This window comes from Microcoleus sp. F10-B2, assembly GCF_036704965.1.
Taxonomy (GTDB): Bacteria; Cyanobacteriota; Cyanobacteriia; order Cyanobacteriales; family Microcoleaceae; genus Microcoleus.
Window position 1 is genome coordinate 1 of the sequence record NZ_JAUBTB010000046.1, and the last position, 12,058, is coordinate 12,058.

General features: G+C 46.5%; 8 protein-coding genes and 1 pseudogene. 7 read left to right on the forward strand and 2 right to left on the reverse strand.

Annotated features, from left to right (window positions below; genetic code table 11):
• Positions 1 to 343: 343 nt before the first annotated feature.
• Both QUA99_RS18565 and QUA99_RS18570 read left to right on the forward strand, forming a co-directional pair.
• Positions 344 to 697, forward strand: a pseudogene (locus tag QUA99_RS18565) (nitrate ABC transporter ATP-binding protein); the annotation flags it as partial.
• A gap of 378 nt (positions 698 to 1,075) precedes the next feature.
• Positions 1,076 to 2,659: a mechanosensitive ion channel domain-containing protein gene (locus QUA99_RS18570; protein WP_333239757.1), complete on the forward strand. Its 1,584-nt coding sequence runs from the start codon at positions 1,076 to 1,078 to the stop codon at positions 2,657 to 2,659.
• A gap of 552 nt (positions 2,660 to 3,211) precedes the next feature.
• On the opposite strand, the gene QUA99_RS18575 is transcribed toward QUA99_RS18570, so the two are convergent.
• Positions 3,212 to 6,202 carry a PAS domain S-box protein gene (locus QUA99_RS18575; protein ID WP_333239755.1) on the reverse strand — a complete coding sequence of 997 codons (2,991 nt, stop codon included), beginning with the start codon at positions 6,200 to 6,202 and terminating at the stop codon, positions 3,212 to 3,214.
• Positions 6,203 to 6,900: 698 nt separating this feature from the next.
• On the opposite strand from QUA99_RS18575, the gene QUA99_RS18580 reads away from it, so the two are divergent.
• The gene (locus QUA99_RS18580) at positions 6,901 to 7,071 is read left to right on the forward strand and encodes a hypothetical protein (RefSeq protein WP_333343481.1); all 171 of its coding nucleotides are present in this window, start codon (positions 6,901 to 6,903) and stop codon (positions 7,069 to 7,071) included.
• Positions 7,072 to 7,080: 9 nt separating this feature from the next.
• Positions 7,081 to 8,196 carry an anthranilate phosphoribosyltransferase gene (trpD, locus tag QUA99_RS18585; protein WP_333239751.1) on the forward strand — a complete coding sequence of 372 codons (1,116 nt, stop codon included), beginning with the start codon at positions 7,081 to 7,083 and terminating at the stop codon, positions 8,194 to 8,196.
• 178 nt (positions 8,197 to 8,374) lie between these two features.
• On the opposite strand, the gene QUA99_RS18590 is transcribed toward trpD, so the two are convergent.
• Positions 8,375 to 9,019 (reverse strand): retropepsin-like aspartic protease, encoded by a 645-nt coding sequence (locus QUA99_RS18590; RefSeq protein WP_333239749.1) that lies wholly within the window; start codon positions 9,017 to 9,019, stop codon positions 8,375 to 8,377.
• A 279-nt stretch (positions 9,020 to 9,298) separates the two neighbouring features.
• On the opposite strand from QUA99_RS18590, the gene carA reads away from it, so the two are divergent.
• From carA to QUA99_RS18605, 3 genes are all read left to right on the forward strand, one after another.
• Complete coding sequence (gene carA, locus QUA99_RS18595) at positions 9,299 to 10,456, forward strand: glutamine-hydrolyzing carbamoyl-phosphate synthase small subunit (RefSeq protein ID WP_333239747.1); 1,158 nt, start codon at positions 9,299 to 9,301, stop codon at positions 10,454 to 10,456.
• Between the two features lie 199 nt (positions 10,457 to 10,655).
• Complete coding sequence (locus tag QUA99_RS18600) at positions 10,656 to 11,012, forward strand: STAS domain-containing protein (RefSeq protein WP_333239745.1); 357 nt, start codon at positions 10,656 to 10,658, stop codon at positions 11,010 to 11,012.
• Between the two features lie 321 nt (positions 11,013 to 11,333).
• The gene (locus tag QUA99_RS18605) at positions 11,334 to 11,780 is read left to right on the forward strand and encodes a ribonuclease III domain-containing protein (RefSeq protein ID WP_333239743.1); all 447 of its coding nucleotides are present in this window, start codon (positions 11,334 to 11,336) and stop codon (positions 11,778 to 11,780) included.
• Positions 11,781 to 12,058: the final 278 nt, after the last annotated feature.

Consider the following 12,058-nt stretch of genomic DNA (forward strand, 5'->3'; position numbering starts at 1 on the left):
TCTGCCACATCTCTTGATGTGATTATTCGCGCTTATTGTGCAACGAGTGTGTCTCATTTTTATTTGAAATAACTATATATTGCAAAAACTGGTAGTTGTTTGGTAAAAGTATTCTTTGTGCCAACTACCTAAGCAAGTTGTCATCCCATTCATGAATCGGTTTTGAGGAGTGGTGAGTGGGAAGTGGGGAAATCCTTAATTAACTGCTATTTGGGCAGAAGCTATTAGTGTTGCCGATCGCCAAAAGTACAGGAAAGCCGCACGAGGTTACATCAGCGATCGTAGAAAAATGAGCCAAAACATTGCGAATCTGATAGAAAGACACGCCCAAAACTTTCCAGACAAATGTGCGATCGCGCGTGCCTTAGCCATTCGTCCGGAAATCTTGATTTTGGACGAACCGTTCGGGACGCTTGATGCCATCACGCCAGAAGAGTTGCAAGAAGAACTGCTGCAACTTTGGCGGGAACACCGGGTTACCGTGCTGATGATTACCCGCGATATCGGTGAAGCACTATTTTTAGCCGACCGCTCAGTCATGATGACCAATGGCCCCGCTGCAGGCATTGGTGAGGTACTGGATATTCCCTTTGAACGTCCGCCCCAACGCGATCGCATTATGGAAGACCAGAAATACTACGACCTGGGGAATTACGCCCTCGACTTCCTGTTTTGCCGCTTTGCCCGTGACGAATAGGGGATTAGGGACTGGTGATTCGGGAGAGTATTTGCTTCTAACTCCTCACTCCTCACTTGTTTGCCACCCTGTTCTTACCTACATTCGGCACCCACAACTATCAAAAAGCACTCGATCGAGCGCCTCAGCTTTAGCATCAACGGGGTCAACGGGCTATGTCCCTGATTCTGTCTGCTTTGTAGCTCCCTGTGTTACCCCGTCAGCTTTAACCCTTCACTAACTATTAAAATCTTGCAACTAAACCTCGCCAAATTGTGGAGTTTTGTGTTGTGCGATGCCTTCATTCTATAATCTTTATCTCACCCAATCATGTGAGGGAATTGTCAGAGTCGGGTACTTCCCTACCAGTCTAGATAGTTTAGAGCAGGAAAAAGTCAAATGTTTGGAAGTCATCAACTACCCATGGTGGTAGATATAGCCATCACCCTTTGCGGCATTGTTGGTCTTGTGGCTGTGTTCGTGTTTTTGAACTGGTTGGCTGGCTTTAGCTTGAAAGCGCTGGCGAAAACCCGGTTTCGGGATCACTCTCCAAAAGTCACGAACCTGCAGCAAAATATCAGCGTCATCTTACTCGTGACCTGCGTCACTCTGTGTTTGGTGGTGGCAGGAGTGAATGGGACACTGATTTTTCAGGGGAAAAGTGTCTTGTCCTTTTACCTGGGTTTGCTCAGCAGCATTCCCCGCCGGGTTTGGAACCAACTAGCGATCTCCTTGTTTAAGTGCATTAGCCTACTATTGCTGGTCAAGCTCAGTCTACCTTCTCTACTACAGGTACTCGATCGGGGCAGCGTGCTGGCTCAAGGCTCGGATCAGATCACCGCCAACGACGAAAGCGTTGAGGTATTTTTCAACTCGCTCAAAAAGGTTGTATCAAATGGAACTTGGCTGCTGGCTTTGATTTTGTGCAGCGATTTTCTGAACACACCCGCTGTCGTCACCAAGTATCTCAGAGTCGGACTCAAAGCTTATCTGGCAGTTTCTCTAGGGCAGTTGCTCATCAAAGTGCTGTCTGTGCTGATCGACACGCTGGATGCTCTGAGTCTGCGTTACTCCAGCAGCGAAAATGTATTGCGTCACTATGAACGCTTTCGACACTTAATGCCAGGACTGAAGAAGGCGCTGGAATACATTTTGTATGTTGCGATCGCAACTCTAATTATTGAAGACATCGACTCCATCGCTTGGATTACGAATTATTCAGGTCAAATCATCCAGATAATTGGACTCTATTTCCTGTGCGGAGTATTTATTGAATTTACTAATATCATCTTAGAAGATTTAGTCCTCAAAACCGATCATCTTACCGATTTGCAGCGGCAGCGGCGTCTTACTATCATTCCCCTATTCAAAAGTATCTTAAAGTATCTGACTTATTTTGTCGGAGGAATTCTTGTTCTCAATTTAGTCGGCATCAATCCAGCTCCCATTCTGGCTGGAGCAGGTATAATCGGTTTAGCTGTGGGGTTTGGGGCGCAAAACTTAATCAACGATATTGTCTGCGGCTTCTTCATTTTGTTTGAAAACTACTATCTTGTAGGCGACTACATTGAGGCAGGGAAGGAAGAAGATCGGATTTTGGAGGGAGAAGTTGAAGCCATCGAACTCCGTACTACTCATGTTCGTCACCCAGACGGACAGTTACAGATTATCCGCAACGGAGAAATCGGCTCAATCGTCAATTACTCCAAGCGATACAGCTATGCCAAGGTAGATGTTCCAGCTATACCAGGTTTGGATCTAGATGCAGTGTATGCCTTAATTAATGAGGCCGGACGGCAGCTTCAGAGTGAATGCCCAGAAGTATTGGAACCCACGCGAATTGAAGGACTAGAAAATTTTGATGTTGACAATATGGTTATCCGAACCATGACTCGGGTGAAACCAGGCAAGCATCTACATATTCAACGGTTATTACGCAGCAAGCTGAAGTCTGTGTTCGATCGACAATTTGCCCAGAGATAATTAAGTAGGTCGGCATTAATATTTACTGTTAAGGCAAGGCATAGGGCAGAAGGCAGAAGGGAAGAAGATTTTAGGCTCAAAACATTCGTTGACATACCTTGTTTTTTTTGTGTATACTCACATCTTGCACCAGAGCCAGAAACTACTTTCTTGCAACTGCCCTTACCTGAAACTCCAGATTTTGCGTAGAGGAACCCGGTTTCTCAAACCTTATTGAGAAAGATGCAAGACACACACGAGCTAGCCTTTTATAACTTAATAAACCTCTTGAAAAAAATATGTGTTATCCTTAAAAGTTTGCTCTAGTTTAGCTCAAACTTTGAATTATTGGGTTGATTGGCATCTCCTTAAACTTGCCGGACCTGCTAGATTATAAAATTGGCTAAATTTTCCATATTAGCACAAAATTATTTTGCAAGAAGTCTATTATTCAATGCAGCAAAAAACTGCATCACTATCTCGTTTTCAGAAAATATGGATCGCCTCTGCCTGACTAAGTTCAGTCCTGCTGTCGCGTCTGGCTCAGTATCATCTAATTCCCGGTTCAGTCGGTCAACGATCGCTAATTTGTTCGATCGGCATTTCTATGATAAACTCGGCTCCTTGGCCCGGTGCAGAGACGCAGCTAAGTTGGCCACCGTGTTCTCGGACAACTTTGTAGGAAATTGACAGGCCCAAACCAGTGCCTTTGCCGGCAGGTTTGGTGGTAAAAAAAGCCTCGAATAACTGCTGGCAAACTTCTTCTGGCATACCCGGGCCGTTGTCAGAAATCCGAATTACAGCATTGGAGTTTTCGACTTCTGTCCTAATTTTAATCTTGCTGCGGTTAGCTTTGACTTGGTCAACTGAACGCTCTTCGTTGTATTCCTCGATCGCGTCGATCGCATTTCCGATCAAATTCATAAATACCTGATTGATTTTCCCGGCATAACACTCAACCAAAGGCAAATTGCCATAGTCTTTAATTACCGAAATTTCGGGATAGTTACCTCTGGCTTTCAGGCGGCTTTGCAGAATCAGCAACGTTCCTTCAATCCCTTCGTGCAGATTAACCTTGCTCATTTGAGAATCATCTTTGCGGGAGAAATTTCTCAGCGATCGCACTATTTCCCGAATGCGATCGGCCCCAACCTGCATCGAAGACATTGCTTTCGGCAAATCTTCTAGCAGAAACTCTAATTCAATATCCTTAATTTTATTTTGAATTGCTGCCGGCGGCTGCGGGCAGTGCTTCTGGTACATATCGAGCAACTTCAGCAAATCTTCGGTGTAGTGGCCGACGTGAACGAGATTGCCGCAGACGCTGCTAACGGGATTGTTAATTTCGTGAGCGACACCGGCTATCATTTGACCCAGAGTAGACATTTTCTCAGTGTGAATCAATTGAGCTTGAGTTTGCTGCAATTCGTGCAAAGTATTTTCGAGTTGAAGTTTTTGCTGGGTTAACTCTGTTTGCGATCGCAGCAAAGCTTCTTCACTGCGTTTCTGCTCGGAAATATCAGTAATTAACCCTTCCAAAGCTATCAATTCTCCCGAGTCTGAAAACACTCCCAAACCTTGCTCCCAAACCCATTTTAATTCGCCATTTTTAGAAGTTATTCGGTAATTGAGCTGATAGGGTCGATTTTCTTGCAAGGCAACTTGCACGGCATTCCACAAATTATCGCGATCGTCCGGGTGAGTCAATTCCGAGAGAGAAACTTGCCGAGTGCCGATAAATTCTTCAGGAGAATAGCCGGATAACTGATAGCAACCTTCGCTGACAAACTCCATACTGCGATCGGGATCGTTGCGAAAACGGTAGGCCATCCCCGGCAAATTGCTCATCAGCGTCGCCAAAGCCCGCTGGCTTTCCCGTAGGGCTTCTTCCGCCTGTTTGCGATCGGTAATATCCGTCATCACCGCCAGCATACAGAGTTCGCCGTCCAAATTAATCAATTCCGCTGACAGCAAACAAACCACCACCGATCCCGACTTCATCCGAAACTCGCATTCCTGATTGCGAACAACACCTTGTTGGTGCAACCTTTGCCTAAAATTAAGTCTGTCTTGAAGGCTTACCCAAATATTTAACCCCGGTACTGTATTGCAGGTCGTTTCTTCTAAAGCGTAACCAGTCATCGACAAAAAACTATCATTAACTTCAATAAAACGACCCTCAGCAAAAGTAGTAATAATCATCGGATCTGGACTCGATCGAAAAGCTTTAGAAAACTTTTCTTCCGACAATCTCAACTTTTTAATAGCCTCTTCCAACTGACTTGTCCGCTTTTTAACCCGGCATTCCAATATCTCGTTAGCCTGTTTCAGGGCCTCCTCAGCCTGCACCCGATAAGTGATATCGCGCACCACGGCTTGCAGCCCCATTTTGCCACCGATATCCATAGAAGTTAGCAGCACTTCCGCCGGAAACTCAGAACCGTCCAAACGGCAGTGCCGCCAGTCAAAACGGCAATTCCCCATTTCTACAGCCGTATTAATTCGGTCTTGATAAAGACTTATAGAATCTTGTCCTTCCGGTTGCAACGGCGGGCTAAATTCCGAAGGATGCTTGCCGCAAAACTCCAATTCAGTGCTGCATCCAAATAACTTTAAAGTAGCCGGATTGCAATCCAAAAAACCCTCTTCGTCTAGCAGCATTACCGCATCAACCGTCGATTCGTACAAAGTGCGAAACTTTTTTTCCGACGCTTGCAAAGAAGCAATCAACTGCATCTTTTCCTCAGCCGCCCGCTTTGGCTCGGTAATATCCTGCATTACTTGAGAAAACCCCTGCAACTCTCCCCTTTCATCGCGCAAAGGAGTAACAATAATATTCGCCCAAAATCGCGACCCATCTTTGCGAAACCGCCAGCCTTCATTTTCGTAGCGACCTTCTGCCAGCGCCCTGGTTAATTTTTCTTGGGGTTTGCCGATTTCAATATCTTCTTTTGTGAAAAAGCACTCCGAATTCTTGCCGACTATTTCATGAGCTTTGTATCCAAAAATGCGTTCCGCACCAGAATTCCAGCTAGCTACATACCCGTCAGTATCTAACATAAATATAGCGTAATCCTTAACACCTTCAATTATTAAGCGCAGGCGTTCTTCACTTTCTCGAAGTCCCGATTCTGCTTGCTTGCGCTGGGTGATATCTTCTACAAAACCTTCGTAGTAGAGCAATTTACCCGCTTCATCGCAGACAGCCCGCGCATTTTCAGCGATCCAAATTATTGTGCCGTCTCGGCGATAAATCTCCGACTCAAAATCAGATACCACGCCATGTTCTTGCAAAGCAGAAATAAACTGATCGCGCCGCTCCGGATTGACATAAAGCTGGTCGCTGATATCAGTCAGACAGCTCATCAATTCTGCTGCTGAATTATATCCGTAGATGCGAGCCAAAGCTGGGTTAGCGCTGATGTAGCGACCGGATTGGGTTGTTTGAAAAATACCCGATACAGCATTTTCAAACATACTGTAATATTTTGCTTCCATTTGGTGCAGTGCCTCCGCGACATTCAGGCATTCTATCGATTTATTTTCTAATTTTTGATTTCCCACTTTTGAATACCCTGCTCTTGGATTTGAGTTGAATATTTTTGGTCTACCGCCTGTTAAATTTGAGCCGTTAATCAGGCAGAAAGATGCTGTGGCACAGCCGGATACGAATGTGTTTATTCATCTGTCATACAGAGCTGTTAGTTGTTAGTTGCTGCTGATGGAAGTTTAGTTTATCCGCTCTGTCTTGATTTGAGACTTGACTGGCTGTCACGATCGCATTGGCAAATCGATCGGCCTGCTGTGCAGGTATCCGAGCCAAATCCGCTCGTTGAAATCTCCCTGAATATATTAGCAGTTGAATACCCTGAAATAAGTTAGCGGCAAGGCTGTTGTTACTATAATAAAAGGCTGCGACTTCTACAACCGCAAGAGTCTATTTTTAGGCTGTGAGTGAGAGTTCGATCGGCTCTTACCCGAGGCAACTAACCCGCCTGCACGAGCTAAAGGCTCGCTGTCCGTGCTGTCAGTCGATTTGAGATTTGAGATTTGAGATTAAAGAATTGACTCCACAGATGAATCTGGGGCTCCCTAATTTCTAAAATTTTTTGCTCTCCACAACTTTTGTCGGAAACTTTTATCGGTCTTTGGGTGCTCAGAGTTACTGTTAAGTATTCTTGCTGATAGATAATACAGCAGACTTCTGGCAGTTGTACGATCGGGGGTTTCTCTGTAAAGTTGGCATAACAAGAGGGTAATTGTTGTATCAAAAAATTCATATTCGGCGACTGCGGGCGGAAAAATTCTGTAGCGGTGCTGGCATTTGGGCAAAAATCTGCGCCCGATCGCGCAAAATGTGGTCGGCAAGTCTGGTAAAATCCCGATCGATTCTCGGTTTGGCCGCCAAGCTCGATCGGGCTAAATTTGACTAGAACTAATAAATGAAAGATTCTCCTCTACTAGCAACGCCAGAGTTTTCCCCTGCTTCAATCCAGACGGCCGATTCTTTTGTATGGCCAGCCCTCCTGCAACAACTATTAGACAGACAATCTCTCTCACACGCCCAAGCAGCCGACTTGATGCAGGGATGGCTAGCAGAAGCTATTCCCCCCGTCCTCTCAGGAGCAATTTTAGCGGCCATCCAAGCCAAAGGCATCTCTGCCCAAGAATTGGCAGGAATGGCTCAGGTATTGCATTCTCAGTCGCTTGCAGGCGAATCCGAGAGCGTTTTCAATTCCCAATCTCCAATCTCCAATCTCCAATTAATTGATACTTGCGGCACCGGCGGTGACGGCGCTTCCACGTTTAACATTTCCACTGCTGTAGCTTTTGTGGCCGCCGCCGGCAAAGTTCGAGTCGCGAAACACGGAAATCGCTCCGCATCGAGCAAAGTTGGTTCTGCTGACGTGTTGGAAGCACTGGGAGTCAACCTCAACGCCGATGCCGCGAAGGTGAGATCTGCGGTAGACGCAGTAGGGATCACCTTTTTATTTGCGCCTGGGTGGCATCCAGCACTTAAGGCTGTAGCGTCGCTCCGGCGCACTTTGAAGGTACGGACTGTTTTTAACCTTTTAGGGCCCCTTGTCAATCCTATGCGCCCTACAGGGCAGGTAATTGGGGTGTTCGATCCCAGTCTGGTATCAACTATTGCTCAAGCTTTGGGCGAGTTGGGGACTGAGTTAGCTGTAGTCGTTCACGGCAGAGAAAAATTGGACGAGGCGGGTTTGGGGGATGTGACTGATTTGGCGGTTTTGTCGGATGGCAAAGTGGAACTCACTACTTTAGACCCCCAAAAGGTAGGATTGACACCAAGTGCGATCGGCTTGTTAAAAGGCGGAAATGTTGAGGAAAACGCCGAGATTTTGCGGAACGTTTTGCAAGGCAAAGGTACGCCCGCACAAATGGATGTTGTAGCTTTGAATGCGTCTTTGGCTTTTCAGGTGGGAGGTGCAATTCCTATGGGTTCTCACGCAGCAGGAGTTTCTCTGGCTAAGGACATTTTATTGAGCGGCGAATCTTGGGTGAAGTTGCAGCAGTTGATTGAGTTTTTGAAATGAAGGAAGTTCGGCAACGAGCAATGTACGGGATGTAACGGATGTAACGGATGGAAGAAGGATGAAGGAAAAAGGAAGAAGGAAGAAGGAAGAAGGAATTTTTTGTTTTAACTAACCAACAAGAAAAATTATTGAATTTTCAATTTTTCTTTACTTCTTCCCTCGGACTTATTCGTTTTTTTTAAGAGCGCGATCGAAATTCAATGACATCTTGCTTGATAGTCACATCTTTATTACCAAAAAAGTCGTGACCCAAAAGTCCGATATCTAGGGATGGCGAGATGGCAACAACTACATTTTGAACCGCCAGACCCCCAGCTTCAATAGAAGTCAGGCGACCGAGGGGAAAAGTAGCCACTCCGTTGGGAGTTTGTGCTTGCACTGTTCCCTGAAGAACAACGCCCAAGGCTTTAGCCATTGCTGGTGTAATTACTGTGCCGCTAGCTCCAGAATCTACCATCATCTCGAACTTTTGTTTGCCGTTGAACGTGACTTCTATGACGGGGATATTAGCCTCTCGGCGTTTAATTTTTGCCTGAAATACTCCAGACTTCGCCGCGGGCGAAGTAGGGGGATTAAATGGTTCGGGGAGAAAACCGCAGACTGATTGGCTGAGGTTGACGGTTCTGCCTGACGAGCTCCGCATGAAGCATCCCTCACTTTCTTGAGCCGCAGCTCGCGAGGAGTTGGCAACAGTCCCTACTAAAATTGAACCGCTCAGAGAAATAATAGTTGTTACAACCAGTAACGGTTGGCGCAATTTTTGAGCGTTCAGTAGATGTTTGTATAAGTTTGAGACTAAAGGCAATGGAGATTTGCTAGCCATAGTTTGGTTAAACGCTGTAGCTCGATCGTAACAGCGGCAACTGCCTTTTGGTATAGATATAGAATTTCCGCCCGCCTCCTAAGCTACTGGCAGATAAATTGCTGGCGCGGGGGGAGATGGAGAATTTGCACTTGTTGCTGCTTTTTGATTGCGTGTGACCTAAGTGCCTTGCTTTGCCGAACTCTTGCACAAATTAAAATAATATCTGTATATTGCCGACTAGCGTCAAATCCCTGGCAGTGGTAAGAATTAAACCAAACGAAAGTAATTAAGGATGCCATGTCACTTTCAACTGCACAACCCGCTCTCCTAGTCCTGGCTGACGGTACTGCTTACCGCGGCTGGTCGTTTGGCGCTGACGCCACGGTCGTTGGCGAGGTAGTATTTAATACGGGAATGACGGGCTATCAAGAAGTATTGACCGATCCCAGCTATTGCGGTCAAATTGTAACTTTTACTTATCCAGAATTGGGCAATACCGGGGTAAATCTCGAAGACGAAGAATCCTCGCGCCCGCAAATTCGGGGTGCGATCGCCCGCAACGTATGCAGCCGCCCCAGCAACTGGCGCTGCTCGCAATCTCTGCAAGAGTACCTGAAACAGTACGATATCCCCGGAATTTACGGGATCGACACCCGCGCCCTGACTCGCAAAATTCGCACGGTGGGAGCGATCAACGGTGGCATTTCGACCGCGATTCTCGATCGGGCCGAGCTTTTGGAGCTAGTGGAAGATGCCCCCAGCATGGACGGGCTGAATCTGGTTCGGGAAGTCACCACTCGCGAGGTTTACGAGTGGTCTGAAGCCACGGACTCGGTTTGGGAGTTCAGTCCTAAAGTCAAACCTGCTAACGGCCAAATGTGGACGGTGGTAGCGCTAGACTTTGGGATCAAGCGCAACATCCTGCGGCGTTTGGCGAGTTACGGGTGTCGGGTCATCGTTGTCCCCGCTGACACGTCGCCCGAGGAAATCCTCAAATACAACCCGGACGGCATTTTTCTGTCCAACGGCCCCGGAGATCCGGCGGCGGTAACGGAAGGGATCGCTACTGCGAAAGCTTTGTTAAAGTCGGACAAACCCGTATTCGGTATCTGCATGGGACACCAGATTTTGGGACTTTCCTTGGGTGCAGAAACTTTTAAACTCAAGTTCGGCCATCGGGGATTGAATCATCCAGCGGGTTTAACTCAGCAAGTAGAAATTACCAGCCAAAATCACGGTTTTGCGATCGACCCGGATTCCCTAGTCCCCGAAGTAGAAATTACTCATCTCAACTTGAACGATCGCACCGTAGCCGGATTGAAGCACAAAACCCTGCCGCTGTTCTCAGTCCAGTACCACCCGGAAGCCAGTCCCGGCCCGCACGACGCCGACTATTTATTCGATCGATTCGTGCAGTCAATGCGAGACAATCAGAAAGCAGCCAGCAGTAAATAGTCAGCAGCCAGCAGTAAGTAGTCAGCAGTAAGTAGTCAGCAGTCAGCAGTCAGCAGTCAGCAGTCCGCTAATGACTGCTGCCTGAAAAAAAACTAAAAACCGCTGACTAAAAAAACTGTAGACAAAAGACCAAAAAACTCCTATAATGAAGCCTCGACTTTAAGCCATATCTAGCTAGGAGGGTGTCATTCCTGAGTCATTGACCCTGACCGTTAGCCTCAGAGGCACTCGCGAAGTCAAGAATAACTATCAGTTATTTCGCCTGACTGGCCTGCTGGACGCTTTTTCTGAGGCAACTTTTCGGAAGGTACTGAGCAAATGTATTGACGAGGGCCCAAAACACGTAGTTTTGGACTTGTCTCAGATAGATTTTGTGGACAGTTCAGGCTTGGGTGCACTTGTGCAACTTGTCAAGAAAGCCCAAACCTTGGAGGGGACATTGCAAATTGTCTCAAATCCTCGCGTAACTCAGACTGTTAAACTGGTTCGCTTAGAGAAATTTTTGTCTTTGCAGCCTTCGGTTGATGAGGCGGTAAAAAACGTCAAGGATGCTTGACGAAAAGTGGATTTAATTAGCTATCCGGTTATCAACGCTGGATAGCAAATTTTTATGGTTGTGCTGGTATAACAATACCGATTTTCCCAGAAGCTGGGACACGCACAAACCGCTATTTCCCTCGATGCTTTGATATCCGGTGGATAGCCAGTAAAAAATGTGTGGCAAACACGCGGAAAAATGCTATAAGAAGTAGGGAACCAGCACGTAGCGATCGCGTTAACAAAGCCGTGCAGTCGCTATAATTGCTGAAGTGACGAAAGACGAAACAAGTAAGTGACTAGAAAAACCAAGCTGTGCGGAAGTTTTATTTAAAAAAGTATGTCGCCGATCGCAGATGACGGGCTCAAACTGAGTCTGACTGATATCAGTTTAAATCGACAGCATCCTGCGAGGGCTACACCAGCAGATATAGAAAGGATTTCGCCCGCAGCGTGGGCATATTTGGGAGATGCAGTGTACGAACTCTACGTTCGGAGTTCGTACTTAGTGCCGCCCAAAAGATTGCAAGCTTATCACGAATTGGTGGTGGGGCAAGTACGAGCCGAAACTCAAGCGCGTCACTTGCGATCGATATCTCCTTACTTGAACAGTATAGAATTAGCAATTGTCAAGCGCGGCCGCAATGCCGCATCGGGCCGTTCTAAGCGAGCAGATCCAGAAATATACCAACAAGCCAGCAGCTTAGAAACGTTGGTCGGATATTTGTACCTCACAGATCCCGAAAGATTGACCGAACTTTTGGCACTTTTAGAACTTGAGACTTAAAGGATGTTGTAGCAGTTAAGAGTTGGGAATGGGGAGGATTAATTAACCATCCTGGCACGGCGGGTAACATAAAACAGCAAAAATCTCGATCGGGAAAACAGGATTTATCAGCCATTAATTAGCAACTCGATCACAGTAAAATCCTTGCTTCCTATCCAGCCAATATACAATCTCCAAGCCTCAAGATTCATCCGTTAATTCTTCAATAATTCAATCAATGCTTCCTCTCCAGCCAATCTAAAATCTCACATCCCCAAGATTGCTCCGTCAATTCTTCA